The organism is Hornefia porci (assembly GCF_001940235.1).
GTDB classification, from domain to species: Bacteria; Bacillota; Clostridia; order Peptostreptococcales; family Anaerovoracaceae; genus Aminicella; species Aminicella porci.
On record NZ_MJIE01000001.1, the window covers coordinates 1,852,562 to 1,872,486 of the forward strand.

Sequence of the window (19,925 nt, forward strand, 5' to 3'; positions counted from 1 at the left end):
GCGTCTTTTGTAATATCGTAAATCGGAGGTTTTGTAATGGATAAAGTGAAAAAGGCCGGAGGCGGCATGGAAACCACAACTCTGGCTGAGGTTCCCATGGAGGAGCGGAAAAGCTGGATCGATGTCGCCATGATTCAGGCCGGAATTATGATCTGCGTTCCCAGTCTGATGCTGGGGGGCATGCTTGTGGAGGCGATGTCCTTTAAGAATGCGATTATTTCCGGCATGATCGGTTATGTTATCGTGGCGGTTCTGTTCTGCCTTATGGGAGTCATCGGCAGTGATATCGGCCGTCCGACCTGCGTCACGGCGATTGCGGGTTTCGGCAGGAAGGGAACGCGGTATATCATCAGCACGCTGATTTTCATCTCGATGATCGGCTGGTTTGCAGTGCAGACCAGTGTCTGCGGGAACGCATTCTCCAGTCTGATCAAATCGTCCGCAGGGGAGGACTTCCCGCCCCAGGCCAGTATGGCGATATGGGGGCTCATCATGCTGGTCACCGCGGTTTACGGAATCAATGCGCTGGACTGGCTGAACAGAATTTCCGTTCCCGCTCTCTTTGTGATTACCATTGCGGGCACGGTTCTGGCGGTTAACAAGTACGGCACGGGGAATCTGTTCAACGACCCGGACAAACCGGGCATGACGATTGTCGGCGGAATTGTGCTGACTGTCAGTTTCATGGCGGCGGGATGCCTGGCGGCTTCGGACATCACGCGTTTTCAGCGCACGAGGAGGGATACGGTTCTCTCCAGCGTTCTGGGCGTTTCTCCGGCGGGAATTCTGATGGTCGTTCTGGGGGCGGTTATGACCCGGGTCGCGCAGCAGTATGACCTGACGCAGGTCTTTGTTATGGTAGGGCTGCCGATTCTGGGCATGATCGTTCTGATTGCGGCAACCTGGACCACCAATACCACCAACGCCTATTCGGGCGGTATCAATGCGGTTCTGATGCTGCGCCTGGCAGACGACCGGCGCTGGCTGGCGACGATGGTTTCCGGCGTTCTGGGAACGGTATGCGCTCTGCTGGGGCTGGCGGATCACTTCGAAGCGTTCCTGTATATCCTCGGCGATCTGCTGCTGCCGACCATGGGCGTTATTCTGGCGGACTACTGGATTCTGGGACGGGGAAAGCCGGAAAATTTCCATATGCCGCAGGGCTTTAACTGGCTCGGCATCGTTTCCTGGCTGGCAGGCTATGCGGTGATCCGGCTGATTCCGCAGGGGATTCCGTTCGCACAGGGAATTCTTGCCGCGGGACTGCTCTATATTATTCTGACAAAGCTTATCGGGCGGCCGCAGGATAAGCCCGGGTACGTTGACGCTGAGCTGACGGATCGGCTGTAGAGGCGGATCCGGGAACAAAGGAAGAATCGGGCGGAAAAGCAGAATGCTCCGCCCGAGACAGAAGACAACAGTAATAGGAGGAAATGAAAATGTTTAAGTATGAGCTGCAGAATGCGGCGGACTGCCTCGTAAAGGATATGTTCCGGGTAAAGAAGGGGGAAACCGTGGTGATTACGGCGGATACCTGCTCTTATGAGGATGTGGTGGACGCGGTGGCCTCCAGTGCGGCGGCTGCCGGCGCGAAGCTGCTGGTCATTAATATGCCGACGCCGGGAGGCGTAGGGAAGGCGGCTGATCCGGATCTGCCGGTGGAGGCGCTCTCTGCGGTTCTGACGAAGGCGGACGTCTGGATGGAATTCAATCATCAGTGGCTGCTGTACTCCACTCCCTTTGAAAATGCGATGAGGGACAATAAAAGCCTGCGTTATATGTGTCTGGTTGATATTGATGCGGCGGTTTTCACCCGTATTATCGGTTCAGTCGATCTGGAGCAGCTTAAGAAGTTCATGATCGCGGCGAGAGAAAAGCATCTGGGCGCGAAGGTGATGAGAGTGACTACGCCGGCGGGCACGGATGTATCCTTTGAGATTGACCCCGGACACCTGATGCAGCTGGACTACGGCGACGCTTCAGCGCCGGGAATGTGGATGGCACCGGGACAGTTCAACATCGTTCCGCGGTTCGGAACCGTTAACGGAAGAATTGTCTTTGACGGTACAGTAACGCCGCCCTTCGGCAAACAGTTGTCGGAGAATATTTCTCTTACAGTGGAAAACGGCGTGATTCAGAAGGTAGAGGGCGGAAGAGAAGCCGTTCAATATGAGAGCTGGCTGAAGAGCTTCGAGGATCCGGGTATGTTCAAGATGGCGCATATCGCCTACGGCTTCAATCCCGGAGCGATTCTCACCGGAAATGTGGTAGAGGATGAACGCGTCTGGGGCTGTACCGAGTGGGGCATCGGCTACGTCAGCCCGCTGGATGCGCCTCCGGCCGGTCAGGACGCCGCGTCCCATACCGACGGAATCTGTCTGAACACCAGCGTGTGGCTGGACGGCGAGCCGTTCATGGAGGAGGGACGGATCGTTGATCCGGAGCTGAAAGCACTGTCGCCGGTTAAATAGAATCGGGCCGTAGCGCCGGGAGGGTTATCGCCTCCCGGTTTTGTTATATCATCATTTTACAAGAAACATTAGTGCTTTTTTGTTGAATTTAAAGAGAAAGACAAGGGAAAACTTTATTGAAATTCAGGTGAACGGCCATATGCCATTGAAATAATAAGCATCAGGTTATAGTGTAAATGTCCACAATAAGAGGTTCTATAATAGGAGAGCGTAAGAGGTAAATAGAGTTACGGAGGGCAAGAGAAGTAAAAAAATATCTGTAATTATTCCTAATTTCTCACAAAAAATATACTAATTTAGTAGAGTAAGTCCCATTATGATATAAGTGAAATGCAAGAGTTTTCCTGTAAAGAGGAGGTAGTTGTAATGAAAAATCAGGAAGCTTTTTTAGGAGAATTTATTGGGACATACTTGTTGGTATTATTTGGAACGGGAGCAGTAGCAGTATCTACGCTGTTTGAACAGTATGATGGGATTCTGCCTGTTGCATTAGTGTGGGGTATCGCGGTGACCCTCGGAATTTATACAACTAGAAATTTGTGTTGCGCTCACTTCAATCCGGCGGTATCTATTGCTATGGTTGCATCGAGACGTATGTCAGCGCGAAAGCTGCCTGTCTATCTGTCAGCACAATTTACAGGGGCGTTGGCTGCGGCGTTTACAATCTATGGTGTATTCGCAAACAATATCGCGACCTATGAATCAGCGAATCATATTATTCGCGGAACCCAAGCTTCTCGGATGAGTGCGAAGATGTTCGGAGAGTACTATTATTTTGGGGGAGAGCAAACAGTTTCCATGCCATTGGCCATGGTAGCGGAAGGCTTGGGAACATTTCTGCTGATTTTGATGATCTTTGTGCTGACAGAAGGATGCAATACGGGTAAACCGGGGAATGACCTGTCACCGATGTTCATTGGACTTTCACTGTGCATGGTTATTTGTTTATTCGCACCATTAACTCAGGCGGGATTTAATCCTGCCAGAGATTTCAGCCCGCGTATCGTGGCATTTGTTTTCGGTTGGGGGGAGGCAGCATTTCCTGATGCGAAAGGCGGATTCTTCTTCGTCTATATGTTTGCACCAGTAGTGGGTGGAATATTAGCAGGAATGTTGTTTACAAAGGTTATTGAGCCGACCATGGATCGTAAACTGACAGATTGCAGTTGCTGCGACAGAGAGGAGGTATTGTAATGAAAAGTAAGATTATGTTGATTGGAGGATTTCTTGGGGCGGGTAAGACAACGATGTTGTCCGCATTGGCTTCGGTATTGGAACATCGGAATTACCGTTATGGCCTCATTACTAATGATCAGGCCGCCGGTTTGGTAGACACAGCATTTTTAACTGCCATGGGGAATGAAACGAGAGAGGTGAGTGGCAGTTGTTTTTGCTGTAATTTCCCAGGATTTGAGTCAGCACTGGCAGAACTTCGGATGGGAGGATGCAATGTGATTCTGGCGGAACCTGTGGGAAGTTGTACGGATTTATCCGCAACCATTCTGCAGCCGCTAAAGGAGCAATATACAAATATGTATGAAATCGCACCGCTTGCTGTTTTGGCGGATCCAATGCGTCTGCAGGCATTATGCTCTGGAGAACATATGGAACTTCATGAAAGTTCCATATACATTATGAAAAAGCAGATGGAGGAAGCAGATATTCTTGTGATTAATAAATGTGATTTGCTGAGTGAAGAGAAGAGACTTGAATTACAGAAGACAGCGAGTCTGAAATTTCCCCGCGCAAAAGTGTTGTTGGCTTCAGCGGAAAAGGGTGAAGGTCTAGAGCAATTGGCAGATGAATTACTGTCAGATGAATCTGCCGGAAAGACTCTGGCCTGTGTGGATTACAATATTTATGCGGAAGGGGAGGCTGTTCTTGGATGGCTGAATCTTGTGACTCAGATTAAATCCGATAGAGAAACTGATTGGAGTGATTTTCTTGAAGTGTATATGAAGGATTTGAAGAGGATGTTTGTCGAGAAGGCTGCGGCAGTAGGACATTTGAAACTCCTGCTGTCAGGAAAAGATGAGAATTCGTGGCTTTTGGGGAATTTGGTGGGAAACGATCGAAACATTTCGTTGCGTGGAAAGGCGCCAGTCTGTCGTGAAGTGATTTTGACGGTTAATGCACGTGTTCAGATGATGCCGGAGCAACTGGCAGACAGTGTGATAAGCCTGCTTGAAGCTGCGGAAGTTCAAAATTCCGTCAAAATCACACATGAAATTTTGCGGCAAGAATGCCTCAGTCCCGGACGTCCTGAGCCAACCTATCACTATGAGGAGGTGCTGTAGAAATTCAAGATGCAGATAAAAAATGTAGTATTTTACTGAAATATTATTCTATTTTTCCCGGAATGGTACTTGTATAATTGAGTCACGGAAATAGTCTAAGCTGGTGATTAAGAAAAACCGGAGGAAATTATGGGAAAAGATCTTGTATTGAAAGCATTATGTCATGAAAAAACAGATTCTGTACCTTGGGTACCATTTGCAGGAGTTCACGCTGGACAACTGAAGGGATACACAGCTACGGAAATGCTGACTAACGCGGATCATATTGTAGAGTCGCTGAAAGAAGTTAAGAAATTATATATGCCGGATGGCTTGCCGGTACTGTTCGACTTACAGGTGGAAGCGGAGATTATTGGTTGCGAATTGATGTGGGCGGATTATAATCCTCCATCAGTTAAGTCTCATCCGCTGGCTGAAGAAAAGACGCTTCCGTGTTCCTGCAAGATTCCGGCGAAGGATTCTGGAAGAATGCCAGTTATTTTGGAAGCTATGGGTAGAGTAAAGCACGAAATTGGAGATGACACCGCATTGTTTGGACTGATATGTGGGCCGTTCACTTTAGCTTCTCATTTAAGAGGAACGAATCTCTTTATGGACATGATGTCTGATAAAGAGTATGTAAAGGATTTGATGGCGTTCTGCGGACAGGTTTCCATTGCCATGGCAGGGATGTATATTGATGCTGGCATGGATGTGATTGCTGTGGTTGATCCGTTGATCAGTCAGGTGTCTCCAAAGATGATTGACGGTTTGCTGAAGGATACCTTTGTTGGGGTGTTTGATTACATACGGAGCAGAGACCGGCTGAGTTCTTTCTTTGTATGTGGGAACGCAACAAAACAGATAGAAGTAATGTGTCAGTGCGAACCAGACGGAATTGCGGTCGATGAGAATGTTGATCTGGTTGAGGCAAAAAAGATCACAGACAAATACGGAATATCCATCAGTGGGAACATTCCACTGACAACAGTTATGCTTCACGGCACGCAGCAGGATAACATTAAGTGTGTTCTGGATGAGTTGGACAGCATTGAAGATAAGACGGGTTTGATTGTCAGTCCGGGATGCGATATGCCATATGCGACACCGCGCGAGAATACAATTGCCTGTGCGCAGGCAGTCAAAAATCCGGATACATCGCGTAAACTTGTAGAGAACTATTCCAGTTCTTTTGACGATATCGAGGTTGAGATCCCGGATTATGCGGCATCGAAAAAAGTTATTATCGAGTTGTTTCTGTTGGATCCAGATCAATGTGCAGCATGCACTTATATGCAGGCATCTGTTTTAGACAATTTCGATGCGATTCGTGATATTGCTGAGTACAGGATATATAAATACTTTATCAAGGAAGACATCGCCAGAACCAGAAAAATGGGAATCGCTAATCTTCCAACGATGTGTATCGATGGAGAACAGAAATTCATTTCAATTATTCCGAACAGAGATGAATTGATTGCAGCAGTAAAGGAAGCTGCCGACAGGAAACAAGACTGAGCATCTTGCATATTTTGACCCGGACGGCAAATTACCGTCCGGGTGTTGTTTATGAATACCTGCGCCGCAGTCAGGAGAGGTTTAGAAAAATATGATAAAACTGATTTTATTGACAGGCTTTCTGGGAGCCGGAAAGACAACATTACTTCAGGGTATTTTAGATACTTACACGGACGAGAAGGTTGGTGTCGTGGTCAATGATTTTGGAAAAGTTAATATTGATGCTCGCCTCGTGGAAAGGCAAGGGATTCGGTTGTCTGAACTTCAGAACGGCTCTGTCTTTTGCTCCTGCATTAAAGACAAATTTGTAGACACTTTGATTGCGATGAGCCGGATGAATATTGACTACCTTTTTGTTGAAGCCTCAGGATTGGCAGATCCTGCCGGAATGATTCGCATTTTGGAAGGAATAAAACTGAAACTGTTTCAGCCATATGATTATCGGGGTGCAGTGTGTGTCATTGATGGCGAAAGTTTTTCAGAGCTTTTCGAAATCCTGCCGGCTATTAACTATCAGATGGAGTTTTGCAGTGCGGTTATTGTGAATAAAGCAGACCGTATTGACGAAAAGACCTTGTCAGGTATTTTGGAAACAGTGCATTCTAACAATGGAGACGCAGTAATCTACACAACCAGCTATTGTCGATTGGATTATCGTGAGTTGGTGGAGAATCTGTTTCTGCGGAATAGACCGGATAGGGAGAGCACAAATAACAAGGAGAGAAGACCGGTGACCTGCGTGTTGAAAGCTGAGAAGAGTGTGGAAGAAACATCGCTTCGAAGGCTGGTGGAGATTCTGTCGGAAAGTTGTTATCGAATCAAAGGGTTTGCCAGAACGAATCGGGCGCAGGTGAAGATCAGTGCGGTAGGGAAAAATATTGAATGGACGGATTGGAGTGCTTCGTTGTTAGATGCCACAGAAATCGTCGTAATATCCGCAGTGGGTATCGGCATCATTAGCTTGATTGTCCACAATATTGAAAACTGTGGATTGAAGGGGGTGTTGCATCTATGAACAGTTTTTTTGAGCCAAATTGCTCTTGTCAGGGAAAATATTTGGACAAGATGCTGCAACCTGCAATACTTCAAATTCTTTATGACGAAGATTTGCACGGATTTATGATCATCAAAAAACTCAGTGATAATGCTATGTTTAACGGGATGGAGCCAGATAGAACCGGCGTTTATCGATATCTAAGGAAGATGGAAACTTCTGGATTGCTGACGGCACGAAGAGACGAAGAACGGGGAAAAGCTCGTATAATCTATTCAATTACAGAGGAGGGAAAGCAGTGTCTGGATAATTGGTCTATGGTCTTGAAGCAGTATATTGTGTCCATGGTGTCTTTTGTGAAGGCGCTGGACGATACTTTGCAGCGAAACAGAGGATGAAAGGAGAAAACAAATGGTAGATCAAAAATACCCGAGAGTCGAAATTAATCTTACTTATTTGAAAGAGAATGTGCAGGAAATTGTAAGTCGATGCAGAACTCTCGGAATTGATATAGCGGGGGTCATCAAAGGAACCACAGGACTTCCGCGATGCGCGCAGGCCTTTGCGGATGGTGGAGTGAAGATGATTGCCAGTTCCCGCTTGGAACAGATTGAGGACGCAAAATGCGCAGGTATTGATCTTCCGATGATGATGCTGAGGGTTCCTATGATCAGTGAGGCTAAAGAAGTTGTACGGTTGACGGACATCAGTTTGAACAGTGAGATTACCGTACTGAAAGAACTGAATAAACAAGCGGTTGCCCAGAAGAAAAAACATCGAGTGATTCTTATGGCCGATCTGGGAGATTTAAGAGAAGGTTTTTGGGACAAAGATGAAATGGTAAGAACTGCAATTCAGGTAGAGGAAAAGTTCACGAATCTGGAGTTAGCCGGTGTTGGAACTAACTTGGGCTGTTACGGTTCCATTGAGGCGACAGCAGATAAACTGGACGAGTTAGTGTCTATTGCAGAAAAAATTGAAGAGAAAATTGGACGTGAGTTGACATATATCTCAGGCGGAGCAACGACAAGTCTTCCAAGGATCATTGATGGAGATATGCCCAAGAGAATTAATTTGCTCCGTGTTGGCGAAGGCATTCTTCTGGCCAGAGACCTGGATATATTCTATGGCTATGATATGAGTTATATGCATCAGGATGTCTATACATTAAAAGCAGAGGTAATTGAAGTGAAAGATAAGCCGTCTCATCCGGTGGGAAAAATCTCGATCGATGCGTTTGGACACAGGCCTGTCTACGTGGATCGTGGTATTCGGCGGCGTGCCCTGGTAGGGATTGGAAAAGTAGACTATGGCGGGATAAATGAAATCTTCCCCAGGGATAAAGGCGTGAAGGTTATCGGAGCCTCCAGCGATCATACAATCTTGGATATCCAGGAAGCGGAACGCGATTTCAAACCCGGCGACATTGTGGAGTTCGGAATTAATTATGCTTCTATGGTTTATGTGACAAATTGCAGGAATGTGCAGATTGTTTATCGGTAGATGAGAACATTGCAATAAGAGCATGGAGAACTGAATTAGTCTTGTCTTCTTCATGCTCTTATCTGACAGAATTACAGGCTGTCTGATTAGTCTGCAAACCGGTTCCGTCGTGGGCTTTAGTATAGGAGTTTCGATATTGTTTAGGAGTGAGTCCGGCTTCTCTTTTAAACACCTTGGTGAAATAGCTTTGATCATCGAATCCGATAGACATAGAAATATCCAAGATGTTCAGGTTGGTAGTGATCAGAAGTTCACATGCCTTGGCAACTTTCAGAGAATTAACGTACTGTGTGAACGGCTTCCCCATCTCGTTTTTGAACAGGGTGGAAAAATAAGAGCCGTTGACATGCAGTTCCTCTTCAATCATTTGAAGAGTGATGCGGTTCAGATAATTCATGTTGATGAACTGTAGCGCCTTAGAGATAATCTGGGAATCACCGCCATAAACAGAACTGATCATGTTATTCGAGATGAGGCGAATGAGGTGCACAGCAATTTCAGTAAGGTGATCCAGATTATCGGCTTCACTGATTTGATTGATGACATCCAGATCGGTGTCCAGTATTTCATTCAGGTTAGATTGTTTACGACTAGAGAGTCGAATAACGATAGCAAAAAGCCAAAGTGTTTTGTCCTTGATTCCGTGCAGATCGCCAGCTTCCAAAATGGAAAAACTGGTGAGCATTTTGCGCAGATCCTCCTCTGCTTCGGCGGCACGTCCGTCCAGAACATGTTCCACCAGTGTTTTTTCAAGATCGTAAGGATAAGAGAAAGCGGAATGTTCTTTTTTATATTTCTGAATGTCAATGTTAATATTGCTGAAGTTGTTATACTGATTACGCAGTTTATCGTAATCAGTATTGGCGGAAGCAACAGCAGCGACAATAGAGTTATATAGAAGGAGCGCAATTTCCGAAACCTGTTTCGGTTGGTAGGTCTGCATGTTGGAGGCGATCATTTCTGCCAGATTTACAGTCTGACTATTGAGGTTGTTCAGTTCTTGGAATTTGTTGATGGTGCTTGTTCGCAGTTCGCCCATTACAATGGGACCGGCGATAACATATCCAATAAAAACGCCGTCAATAATCAGGGACGAAGCAATGTTTGTCAATCCTGATTTGCACAGGAAAATATAAGGCTCGCCCAACCGGGTAGTGAACTGCCCGGCAGATGCGAGAGCAGCCCGACACAAACCGGTACAATCAGTATATGCGCTGAAAATTCGACAGATCTTTTGTTTTGGCAGATATTCTGCCTGAATGTGGTCGTCGTCGCTGAAATATGTAACCGGAATACCGGTAATATCCGAGAAAGAGCGGAGAGATTCATCAAGGTAGTTGGACAATTCTGTGGTATTTGGCTTGTCACGGGATGGAATTACAAAGTTGTTCATACATTTGCCTTTTTCTAAAAAAAACACAAAACGAATAAAAATATATTACCAAAACTAGTATAACACAAAATATTCGGAAATGGAAGAGAGGAGAGAAGAGATGTCAAGCAGTGAATTGACTCGCAGCGAAATGCGTAGAGCCATGGCTGATCCTGTCGTATTTCAAGCACTGTCGAGTAGGGATATGCTGACCGTAATGGTTCGTGATATTGAAAGAAATGGCTATATTCAAAAAGAGAATTACAATACTTGGATGAAAAGGAACGATCGTGATCATGTGACGCAGGAAGAGCGGTTCGATCAGATTTTGTATCTGCTACAGTCAACAGCTCCGGGAAAGTCCATGAAAGCCTTTGCGGATACTGGATTATTAGAATTTTGTCTGCCGAAATGTTTCCCCGTGAAAAGAGTTGTTAAACGGCGGGATTTACAGGATATGACAGAGAATTTCCGTAGGGCGGGAAAGACTTTGACGATACGCTTGGCGGTTTTCTTTTATCCGTTTGATATTTATGCGGTAGAAGATACTATGAAAGAATCTCGGATTGATGAAGAAATGATTCAGTGGATTGTTGGCGCACTTAAAGATATTGGTGACTATTTGCTGATTCGTGAGAATGCTTATTTGAAAAGGTTTATTTATGAAAATGGATGGGAGTACTTTCACTTTGTAAATGAGTTTGCGAAAACGATGAAGGATGTCTATGATTTTCCGGAATACAAAGCCTTGTCCAAGGACTCTATTTTATCGGATATTCGCGTGAGAAATGAACCGATCTTTCCGAAGGATCTTGTTGTGGATGAAGAAGACCTTATAAACAGCAGTATTCCAGAGAGTGATTGCGTTGAGATTATGGAAGCGTTGACAGAACATTGTCATTCGAATCCCAGAGATAATGATTATCAGAAGTTGATAAAACTGGCAAAAAAATATCATAAGAGGAAGTTCAGCCGAATGATGCGTAGGATTCATTGGATTCGATGAATGTGAGAAGAGTAAAAAAAATACTAGTATTTCCAAAAAGCCTTACATCTAAATTTGTCAGAAAACGGTTACTATTTAAGTAGTACAAATCGTAATCATTCATTATTGTGACGGAGGTAATGACTATGAGCAAAGAAGCAATTTGGGAGGCTGCAAAACAATCTATTGTTGAGGCTGATGAAGACATGGCGATGAAAGCGCTGGCCGATGCGGAAGCGGAAGGCCTGGATCTGGTTGACTTGCTGGGGACCGGGTATTCTGCGGGAATGCAGGAACTTGGCGATCAGTTCGGAAGAGGTGAAATCTTTTTACCGGAACTAATCTTCGCAACAGAGGTTATGAAAGTTGTGAGTGCTGAAATCGAAGGTAAAATGGACATGTCAGCAGTACAAAACAACGGTGTATTGGTCATCGGCACCGTAGAAGGCGATGTGCATGATATAGGTAAGGGGATTGTAGCATCTCTGGTTAAGACGAATGGTGTCGAAGTGCACGATCTTGGAAGGGAAGTGCCTGCGCAGAAATTCGTCGATGCAGCCATCGAATATAATGCGGATTTTGTAGGGAGTAGTGCACTGCTGACTACCACTATGACTGTACAGAAGGACATCGAAGAAGCTCTTAAAGAAGCCGGGGTGCGCGATAAGGTGAAGACCATGATAGGAGGAGCCCCTGTTACGACCAGATGGGCGGATAAAATTGGTGCAGATGCATATTGTGAGGATGCGTCAGATACCGTGAACTTTATTCTTGATTGGATGAAGAAATAAATGGTGTTTCAAGATAGCATTTTAGGAGGCAGCAATGAAAAAGTTTACCCATGAGGAGGATATTTACGGGTATTGTGTGCTACGTAATGAAGATCTTGATGCGATTCATGAGGCCACATTGGAGCTGATGGAAGACTACGGCCTTCAGATTCACGGCAAAGAGGCTCTGGATATCTATGCCGGAGCAGGCTGTGAGGTGGACTATGAAAATGATCGCGTCAGATTTCCGCGAAATCTTGTCAACGATTCAATTGAAGCATGTCCATCGGAATTTACCCTTTGTGGAAGAGACCCTAAGAATGACACCGTTGTAGGTGGCAAGCGTGTAGCATATAAAAACTTTGGGACGGGTGTATTTATTGTAGATCCGTATACGCATAAGCTCAGAGAGTCTACAAAGCAGGACTTATGTGATGTCGCAAGATTTTGTGATGCTATGGAGGCTGTAGATGTGTTCTCCATAGCTGTAACAGCGGGAGATGTTAACCAAAAGGTTAGAGCTCTGCATGAGGCAGAGGCTGTGCTGAATAACTTAACAAAGAATTTCGCGCATGATCTGGAAGGGGTCAAAAATACCAAAAGATTCATTGATATGGCGGCCATCATCCAGGGCGGATACGATAAATTAAGGGAGCGTCCGATTATTACTATGGGCGCTTGCCCGAACAGTCCTCTGGAGATAAATGAAAATGAGACCAGCATCATTAAATTATCTGCAGACTATGGATTGCCGATAGATATTTTGTCTATGGGGTTGTGCGGTGGAACCACACCGGCAACATTGGCGGGAACACTGGTCTGTACTAATGCGGAAATTCTGGGAGGAATTGTACTCGCGCAAATCATTAATAAAGGTAACCCTATTTTATATGGTACATCAACAACCATTATGGACATGAAGACCGCCCAGTCGCCGGTTGGAGCACCAGAGCATGCAATGTGTGGAGCGGCTGTCGGTCAGATAGGACATTACTATGGAATCCCTACAAATGTAGGCGGAACGTAGGGGGACAGCAAATGTTTTGATGAGCAGCTTGGTCATGAAAAAACAATGACATGTATGCTCCCCGCAATTACAGGAAGTAATGTAATTTACGGAATGGGAATGCTGGAGATGGGTATGACGATGAGTTACGAGCAGCTTCTTATGGACCAGGAGTTTGTGAAGATGACGAGGAGGATTCTTCAGGGTATTCCGGTTAATAAGGATACACTCGCTCTGGATGTAATCAAGGCAGTTGGACCGGCTGGAAATTATCTGGCTCAGAAGCATACAATGAAGTACATGAGATCCGAACTTTCTACAACTAATCTCATCAACAGAAGAATGCGTGAGAATTGGGAAAAACACGGTTCGAAGACGATGGATCAGGTCGCTAACGAGCAGGCCGTTGAAATTTTGGAAAATTACAAAGTAAAACCGCTTCCGGATGATGTTCGTAAGAAGATTCACGATATCGTGGTCGAAGGAGAAGAAGAGGCGGAAGAACTTGCTGCATTCCAACGGAAAAAGAGATGATTATATGTAAACGAAAAAGAGAGGAGGCATTTGTATGGGTGAGAGAAAATATTTTACCCGAATGGGCGATGGATCGCCGGTCTATATGACTGAAGAAGAAATCCGGGCTGACATGAAGGAAGGTATGGAAGATGCTGTTTCCAGAGGAAAGATTGATCCGCTGTCAGAAGAAGACTTTGAAAAACTCTATCGCATTATTACTATGGACGGAACCGTCGTCGGCGTTGAGCCGGGAAAACAGATTGTCTTAACAAATGATTCTGGCGGCTACAAAATTAACGTCAAGAGCATGCTTCCCGTCGCGAAAGAGACGGAAGTCCTGATTTATGAGCGTGTTTTGGGCTGTGATTCAGTTGATATCGGAAATACCGACTACAACTATAAGACTGCAAAGGGAGTGGCAAAGAGAGAGGCCAGCATTTTGAAACAAGCTTTAAACACCAGTACTATGCCACTGTTCTTTGGAGGAATGCCAGATTTGGGCTTTTATACAGAACCGGACGGCCCCTGTGGAAACTGGGCGACGCTTTTGCCGGATGGAAAAATAAAAGAGGCTCTTGCGGCACAGGAGCAGGCGGTAGATTACAGCGTAAAGGATATCGTTTATGTTGCTGAACAGGCATATGATGTTGGTGCTGACGGAATTAACCTTGATACCTGCGGAGCGGCAGGAGATGCTGACTTTCTGGCTGCGTTGAAGGCAACCGAGGAGATCAAGAAAAGATTTCCGGAATTAGGAGTCGAAATCGGTATGGCAGGCGAGTTCGTGCTGGGGATGCACGGGAAACTGAAGTATGAGGGAGAGCGCCTGGCTGGTATGTATCCTCACAAACAGGTTAAGATGGCAGAGAAAGCGGGTGCCAGTATCTTCGGGGTTGTGGTTAACACTAATTGCAATAAAACTTTTCCGTGGAATATTGCACGGGTGATCACCTTTGTCAAAGCCTGTACAGATGTGGCGGAAATCCCGGTTCACGCTGATGTTGGTATGGGCGTGTGCGGAACGCCGATGACCGAAAACATGCCTAGCGATATGCTTTCCCGAGCTGATAAGGCATTGGTTGAGATCGGGAAAATTGACGGGTTCTAGGTAGGCGTAGGTGACCCTATAGGGGCAGAAGCTACACATTCTATCTGTGCTGGTATGGGTGGTGTGCGTACTGCCGGAGATCTGGTTTTGCGCATGGAACTCGCCGAGAAAATGAAGATCGACCAGGCGAAAGAATATGTGGCGGATAAATTGGGAGTTACAGTTGAGGAGTTGCATGATGTTGTCGTGATGACGGATGTTCGCACTGATTTGGGTCTTGGACTTGCTCATGTTGAGCCGTGTGCCGAGGAAAATAACGGAATGGCAGCAAAGTTCCGTATTTCGGAAGTTTTGGGAATTAAAATTAATTCTGTGGAGAGATTCAAGGAAAGAGCCGGGCTTAAATAACCAGTCAAATTTAAAGTTCCTCAATAATTAAAAACCCTTATAAACAAGGAAGTCAAGCCATATAGCCGGCGGGCAAGGAGTCAGCAGGCTATATGGCGGGAAGCTCCTTGTTACTAAAGGGCATGAGAACTTTTACAATTGAATGAGTGAATAACCTAGGTTTGGTCTATTATGGAAAGGAGATATGGTACCGATGAGAATTACGGTATCATAGAGTGAGTTATGGGTAGAAGAATTCCTTTATGGCAAGTGCTCATAGTCATTGCGTTTATGGTCGCATCTCTGATGTATACGATAGTAATCGCGAAGGGCTACATGCACTGCGCCCTTATATTTTCCGGCGCGTTTGCGGCAATTGTCGCTGTTTTGAACGGATACAAATGGTCTTATCTGGAGAAAGGTATTATTCGTAATATCAATAGTTCAATGCAGGCTCTGCTGATTCTTCTTACGGTTGGAATGCTGATCGGTACATGGATTGCGGGTGGAGTTATTCAGGCGATGATTTACTACGGATTGATGATTCTTAAGCCATCAATTTTCCTGCCTGCGGTATGTGTTATTTGTTCTATTGTTTCCCTGGCAACAGGCTCTGCATGGACTACAGCAGGTACCGTTGGGATTGCTTTTATTGGCATTGGCTCTGCCTTGAATGTACCCATTGCAATGACAGGAGGTGCCATCATTTCGGGAGCATATTTTGGCGATAAGATGTCACCGCTTTCAGATACAACAAACCTGGCGCCAGCAATGGCAGGAGCAACTTTGTTTGATCACGTCAGACACATGGTCTACACTGTCGCGCCTTCCTGGATCGGCGCAGTCATCATATATGCTTTTATCGGCGCGAAGCATTCTTCAGGAGATGCTGGGGCAAGCATGAAGTCCGTTGTGGAACTGCAGACGGTATTGAAGGAGAATTTCTATATTTCACCAGTTCTGCTCATTCCGGCGGTATGCGTTATTCTGCTGATTGTGTTTAAAGTGCCGGCTATGCCGGGCCTGTATGCAGGTGTTTGGCTTGGCGCGATCTGTGCGATGATATGGCAGGGTGATAACTTCGGAAACCTATTGGGAAACATCATGTATTCCGGTTATACCAGTGAAACAGGGAATGAATTTGTCGATAGTCTGTTGACCAGAGGCGGATTGTCAGCAATGTTTTACTCTGCAGTTCTGGTACTGTGTGCGATGGTTATTGCCGGTATATTGGATGTTGCGGACATGTTGAATATTGTCTGTGAGAAGGTACTTCGATTTGCGAAATCCAGAGGTTCGTTGGTTTTTATCACATTAGTGACCTGTATTTTATGCAATATTCTATGTGCGGATCAGTATGTATCAATAGTACTTCCGGGGCGGATGTATAAGGAAGAATTTGAGAACAGGCATTTGAAAAATAAAAATCTGTCAAGATGTTTAGAAGATGCCGGAACTGTGACTTCTGCATTGATTCCGTGGACAACGTGCGGTGCATATATGTCCAGTACTCTTGGAATTTCAGCGGCGGTTTATGCTCCGTATGCTTTCATGAACCTGATCAATCCCTTTGTGTCATTGTTTTATGGTATTACAGGGATCACAATGGAGAGGATGTCAGATGAGGAATATGAGGAATGCATGAGAAGACGAGAGGCGGAAAAGAAGGCTTTAGCAGATAAACTTGCTTGAATTTACGGAGTTAAAAAAGTGACATTAGCAGAAGGCAAATATCAAAGTTGCCTTCTGCATTATATATTATTCTGTAGTATGTGCAATTGTGTTATAATGCACATAGAGTTCAGAACGAAGATTTGTTATTTCTGTTAGGGATCACCGTAATGGGGGTTCAGTATGGATAAAGAACAACTATTTCAAGCGGCAGCTCAATCCATTGTTGACGCAGATGAAAGCAGGGCGATGCATCTCCTGGAAGAATCCAAGCGGGAAGGGTTTGACTTGCTTGAAGTGTTAATGGACGGTTTTGGCGCGGGGAATGAGGTTCTCGGAGAGAGGTTCGATAAAGGAGTTATTTCTTTGCCGGAACTGATATATGCTGCTGAAGTAATGAAGAACATCACGGCTAAGATTCTGGAAGTTCTGGATGAAGACCAGAGGGAAAGGATAGTATCGGATCGAGGTACCATCGTTTTAGCTACAGTAGCGGGAGACGTTCATGATATTGGAAAGGGAATCGTAGCATCTACACTTCGTACAGCAGGGTTTAAAGTTGTTGATCTGGGATGTGAAGTCAAAGTGGAAACAATTCTGGATGCTGCAGAGAAGTATGATGCGGATATAATCGGTACCAGCGCCCTTTTAACATCGACACTGCCGGAGCAAAAAAAACTGGAGAAGCTCCTTGTGGAACGGGGTGAAAAAGAACGCTTTATTACTATGGTAGGAGGCGCCCCCTGTACTACGCGGTGGGCGCGAAAAATTGGTGCGGATGGATATAGTGAAAATGCATTGGATGCGGTTCGGGTCGCTTTGGAATTAATTGAAAGAAGAAAAAGCAGGCAGGAGGATAGCCATGAGCAGACTGATTGAATTTAGCGAATCGGAGGCTTGTTTGCCGGCTGAAAAAAGATTTATACAGAACTGTCAATTTGATTTAAGTAAACCTAAACATCGCCGCATGATGGAAATGGCGCGGAAAGTTCGAGAGGATGGTATCGATGGGATTAAGATACGTGCCAAGGTGTCCTTTTGCGAACCTGAGAACTTCCATGACGGAAGGATTACGATGGGAAAAGAAACTGTTACGTGCAATTTCTTTTCGCAGATCTCGGACGATAGGGTGAAGGGAATCTACTTGTATATGCTTACTGTGGGAGAGTGCTATTTTTCCAGCGAAGAAAATATTATGGACTTTCTCTATGCAGATATTTGGGGATCCAGTTATGTGGATGTGAGTACAGATTTACTGATTGAACGTATTAAATGTGATATGTCGAGACGATATGAAAATGAAGAAGAACTGTGGCTGACTCCAGAGTTTGGGCCGGGATATTTCGGCATGCCGGTCAGTGAGACACATAAGTTTTATTCGATTTTAAATGGAGATGAGATTGGGTGCGTGGTCAAAGACAGCGGACTTATCATTCCGCAGAAATCCTGTACGGGATTATTCTTTGTGTTATCTGGGAAGGAACTTGACGTAGAACCGGAATGCCTGCATTGCGCAGGCACTGGAAGCGGATGCGCATTTTGCGCCGTTCGAGGAAGAGGGATTTCAAGAGAGGATACAATATGAAGGTTAAAGTTACGTTTATGCCTCAGAATATTTCCATTGATGTTGAAGAAGGCGGAACTGTCCTGGAAGCCGCGATTTTAGCCGGTGTGGATATAGATGGAAACTGCAGCGGCACAGGGATCTGCGGAAAATGTAAAGTGCGAATTGACTCAGGTGATTTGACGCAATGTAGTGATCCTTATGGGAAGTTGACAGAAAGCGAAAAAAAAAGGGGATTCCGTTTAGCGTGTACACATAGGCTTCTCAAGGATAGTGTAGTGTATACGACAGATTCAAGAGCGACTGCAGAGCGCAAGCGCAAACTGATACATCTTCCGGAAGGTTTTAAACCCGAGCCGACTCTGCGTAAAGAATACATCACGGTGAAAGCAACGACACTTTCAGAAGCTAAAAGTGATGATCGTCGAGTTCGGGAGGCGTTGGGAGAGAAAGACATTAGTTTTGAAGTTGAAACGCTGCGCAGCATCGCTGTAATTCTTCGGGAACAAAATGATCTGACAATCACATTGAGGAACGGAAGAATCATTGATGCAGAGTCCGGAGATCATTCGAGAGAATGTTACGGTCTTGCTATAGATGTAGGAACGACAACTGTAGTAGTTATGGTCTGGAATTTAATTACGGGAGAATTGAAAGGTGTGGATGCGTTTACAAATCCACAGGCAAATCATGGGGCAGATGTAATTTCAAGAATTACATATGTCATGAAAAACCGAACCGAAAATCTTGAAAAGCTTCGTTCAGCTCTTATCGACCGTATTAACCTGTCGGTGTATGAATTCAGTTTTTTGTATGGTATAAAACCACAGAACATTTATGAAGTTGTAGTTGTCGGTAATACAACAATGAGTACGATCTTTGCCGGAATGGATCCCAGTCAGCTGTCCACAGCGCCTTTTGCGCCGATATTTGAAAATGGAGTTGCTGGAGATGCTTCTCGGTTTGGAATCACGGCAGCTGATCATGCAAAGCTTTATATTTCGGCGAATATCGCAGGACATGTTGGGTCCGATATTACTGCTGGGATAATAACTACAGATTTGACGGATTTTAATGAGGGACGTTTGTTTATCGACATTGGAACAAACGGAGAGATTGTAATGACAGGGAATGGAAAGGCTGTCGCCTGTTCCACTGCGGCCGGACCGGCTTTTGAAGGAAGCTCTATCGAATGCGGCATGAGAGCGGCTAATGGGGCGATAGAACGTATAGACCTTTCCATGGATGGTGTTGCGTTTCGCACTGTAGGGAGCATCGCGCCGGTGGGAATTTGCGGTTCAGGGATCTTCGACGCAGTAGGAGAACTGGTTAGAGTCGGGATTGTGGATTCCTCAGGACGGATCTTATCCGCCGATAAGTTAGAAAAAAAGAAGGTTCCAGAGGCGTTAATCAGTCAGATTCGCACAGTAGAAGGGGTGTCGGATTTTTGCCTGTACAAGGGGCGCCACGGAGAAAAGGATGTTTACATCACCCAAAAAGATATTCGCGAGGTGCAGCTGGCGAAAGCCGCGATAGCAGCCGGTATACGGATTCTCATGAAGAAAGTTGGGATCACTGAGCAGGAAATTAAACAGATTATCATTGCCGGGGCTTTTGGAAACTACATTCGAGCTGAAAGTGCAATCCGTATTGGAATTCTTCCCGATATTGACAGATTGAGAATCCACTCTGCGGGAAACGCCGCCGGAAGTGGGGCATCAATGATGTTGTTATCACCGGAATATCGGCAAAGGGTGGAGAAGACAGCTCGGCGTATCCGTCACGTACAATTGGCAACAGAACCGAATTTTCAGGACGCATATATGGAAGCAATGAGGTTTTAG

The 19,925-nt window shown here is 45.4% G+C and carries 15 protein-coding genes and 2 pseudogenes; 16 read left to right on the plus strand and 1 reads right to left on the minus strand.

What is annotated here, in order from left to right:
- Window positions 1–36: 36 nt before the first annotated feature.
- The 8 genes from BHK98_RS08785 (at window position 37) to BHK98_RS08820 (ending at window position 8,762) form a co-directional block, all read left to right on the plus strand.
- Entirely contained in the window at window positions 37–1,350 is a 1,314-nt protein-coding gene (locus BHK98_RS08785) for a cytosine permease (RefSeq protein ID WP_083628194.1), read from the plus strand.
- Window positions 1,351–1,439: 89 nt separating this feature from the next.
- Window positions 1,440–2,471, plus strand: coding sequence for a 2,5-dihydroxypyridine 5,6-dioxygenase NicX family protein (locus tag BHK98_RS08790; protein WP_245796863.1), 1,032 nt, complete (start codon window positions 1,440–1,442; stop codon window positions 2,469–2,471).
- 366 nt (window positions 2,472–2,837) lie between these two features.
- The gene (locus BHK98_RS08795; protein WP_075713468.1) at window positions 2,838–3,665 is read left to right on the plus strand and encodes an MIP/aquaporin family protein; all 828 of its coding nucleotides are present in this window, start codon (window positions 2,838–2,840) and stop codon (window positions 3,663–3,665) included.
- Entirely contained in the window at window positions 3,665–4,768 is a 1,104-nt protein-coding gene (locus BHK98_RS08800) for a GTP-binding protein (RefSeq protein ID WP_075713470.1), read from the plus strand. Before BHK98_RS08795 ends, BHK98_RS08800 begins: the two co-directional genes overlap by 1 nt.
- Window positions 4,769–4,897: 129 nt before the next feature.
- On the plus strand, window positions 4,898–6,265 hold the full coding sequence (locus tag BHK98_RS08805) for a uroporphyrinogen decarboxylase family protein (RefSeq protein ID WP_075713472.1): 1,368 nt from the start codon (window positions 4,898–4,900) through the stop codon (window positions 6,263–6,265).
- 91 nt (window positions 6,266–6,356) lie between these two features.
- Complete coding sequence (locus BHK98_RS08810) at window positions 6,357–7,280, plus strand: CobW family GTP-binding protein (RefSeq protein WP_075713474.1); 924 nt, start codon at window positions 6,357–6,359, stop codon at window positions 7,278–7,280.
- Window positions 7,277–7,657 (plus strand): PadR family transcriptional regulator, encoded by a 381-nt coding sequence (locus BHK98_RS08815; RefSeq protein WP_075713476.1) that lies wholly within the window; start codon window positions 7,277–7,279, stop codon window positions 7,655–7,657. Before BHK98_RS08810 ends, BHK98_RS08815 begins: the two co-directional genes overlap by 4 nt.
- A 13-nt stretch (window positions 7,658–7,670) precedes the next feature.
- A complete protein-coding gene (locus BHK98_RS08820) occupies window positions 7,671–8,762 on the plus strand; it encodes an alanine/ornithine racemase family PLP-dependent enzyme (protein ID WP_075713478.1) in 1,092 nt (363 codons plus the stop codon).
- A gap of 58 nt (window positions 8,763–8,820) precedes the next feature.
- On the opposite strand, the gene BHK98_RS08825 is transcribed toward BHK98_RS08820, so the two are convergent.
- Window positions 8,821–10,155: a helix-turn-helix domain-containing protein gene (locus tag BHK98_RS08825; protein WP_075713480.1), complete on the minus strand. Its 1,335-nt coding sequence runs from the start codon at window positions 10,153–10,155 to the stop codon at window positions 8,821–8,823.
- Between the two features lie 100 nt (window positions 10,156–10,255).
- Between BHK98_RS08825 and BHK98_RS08830 the strand changes: the two genes are divergently transcribed.
- The 8 genes and pseudogenes from BHK98_RS08830 (at window position 10,256) to BHK98_RS08875 (ending at window position 19,925) form a co-directional block, all read left to right on the plus strand.
- The gene (locus BHK98_RS08830; protein WP_075713482.1) at window positions 10,256–11,140 is read left to right on the plus strand and encodes a hypothetical protein; all 885 of its coding nucleotides are present in this window, start codon (window positions 10,256–10,258) and stop codon (window positions 11,138–11,140) included.
- Between the two features lie 125 nt (window positions 11,141–11,265).
- Window positions 11,266–11,910: a cobalamin B12-binding domain-containing protein gene (locus BHK98_RS08835; protein WP_075713484.1), complete on the plus strand. Its 645-nt coding sequence runs from the start codon at window positions 11,266–11,268 to the stop codon at window positions 11,908–11,910.
- A gap of 34 nt (window positions 11,911–11,944) precedes the next feature.
- Window positions 11,945–13,429 (plus strand): annotated as a pseudogene (gene mttB / locus BHK98_RS08840) ([trimethylamine--corrinoid protein] Co-methyltransferase).
- A 34-nt stretch (window positions 13,430–13,463) separates the two neighbouring features.
- A pseudogene (gene mtbB, locus BHK98_RS08850) lies at window positions 13,464–14,867 on the plus strand ([dimethylamine--corrinoid protein] Co-methyltransferase).
- Between the two features lie 222 nt (window positions 14,868–15,089).
- Window positions 15,090–16,538: a Na+/H+ antiporter NhaC gene (gene nhaC, locus BHK98_RS08860; protein WP_075713494.1), complete on the plus strand. Its 1,449-nt coding sequence runs from the start codon at window positions 15,090–15,092 to the stop codon at window positions 16,536–16,538.
- Between the two features lie 162 nt (window positions 16,539–16,700).
- Complete coding sequence (locus BHK98_RS08865; protein ID WP_075713496.1) at window positions 16,701–17,396, plus strand: cobalamin B12-binding domain-containing protein; 696 nt, start codon at window positions 16,701–16,703, stop codon at window positions 17,394–17,396.
- Complete coding sequence (locus BHK98_RS08870; protein ID WP_075713498.1) at window positions 17,380–18,102, plus strand: hypothetical protein; 723 nt, start codon at window positions 17,380–17,382, stop codon at window positions 18,100–18,102. The genes BHK98_RS08865 and BHK98_RS08870 overlap by 17 nt, the downstream gene beginning before the upstream one ends.
- Entirely contained in the window at window positions 18,099–19,925 is a 1,827-nt protein-coding gene (locus BHK98_RS08875) for an ASKHA domain-containing protein (RefSeq protein WP_075713500.1), read from the plus strand. Before BHK98_RS08870 ends, BHK98_RS08875 begins: the two co-directional genes overlap by 4 nt.

Bases quoted from the DNA above. Each gene is read 5' to 3' on its own strand.
- BHK98_RS08785 (WP_083628194.1), top strand. From the start codon at position 37: ATGGATAAAGTGAAAAAGGCCGGAGGCGGCATGGAAACCACAACTCTG.
- BHK98_RS08825 (WP_075713480.1), bottom strand. From the start codon at position 10,155: ATGAACAACTTTGTAATTCCATCCCGTGACAAGCCAAATACCACAGAA.
- BHK98_RS08830 (WP_075713482.1), top strand. From the start codon at position 10,256: ATGTCAAGCAGTGAATTGACTCGCAGCGAAATGCGTAGAGCCATGGCT.
- BHK98_RS08800 (WP_075713470.1), top strand. From the start codon at position 3,665: ATGAAAAGTAAGATTATGTTGATTGGAGGATTTCTTGGGGCGGGTAAG.
- BHK98_RS08805 (WP_075713472.1), top strand. From the start codon at position 4,898: ATGGGAAAAGATCTTGTATTGAAAGCATTATGTCATGAAAAAACAGAT.
- BHK98_RS08865 (WP_075713496.1), top strand. From the start codon at position 16,701: ATGGATAAAGAACAACTATTTCAAGCGGCAGCTCAATCCATTGTTGAC.
- BHK98_RS08795 (WP_075713468.1), top strand. From the start codon at position 2,838: ATGAAAAATCAGGAAGCTTTTTTAGGAGAATTTATTGGGACATACTTG.
- BHK98_RS08790 (WP_245796863.1), top strand. From the start codon at position 1,440: ATGTTTAAGTATGAGCTGCAGAATGCGGCGGACTGCCTCGTAAAGGAT.
- BHK98_RS08810 (WP_075713474.1), top strand. From the start codon at position 6,357: ATGATAAAACTGATTTTATTGACAGGCTTTCTGGGAGCCGGAAAGACA.
- BHK98_RS08835 (WP_075713484.1), top strand. From the start codon at position 11,266: ATGAGCAAAGAAGCAATTTGGGAGGCTGCAAAACAATCTATTGTTGAG.
- BHK98_RS08870 (WP_075713498.1), top strand. From the start codon at position 17,380: ATGAGCAGACTGATTGAATTTAGCGAATCGGAGGCTTGTTTGCCGGCT.
- nhaC (WP_075713494.1), top strand. From the start codon at position 15,090: ATGGGTAGAAGAATTCCTTTATGGCAAGTGCTCATAGTCATTGCGTTT.
- BHK98_RS08815 (WP_075713476.1), top strand. From the start codon at position 7,277: ATGAACAGTTTTTTTGAGCCAAATTGCTCTTGTCAGGGAAAATATTTG.
- BHK98_RS08820 (WP_075713478.1), top strand. From the start codon at position 7,671: ATGGTAGATCAAAAATACCCGAGAGTCGAAATTAATCTTACTTATTTG.
- BHK98_RS08875 (WP_075713500.1), top strand. From the start codon at position 18,099: ATGAAGGTTAAAGTTACGTTTATGCCTCAGAATATTTCCATTGATGTT.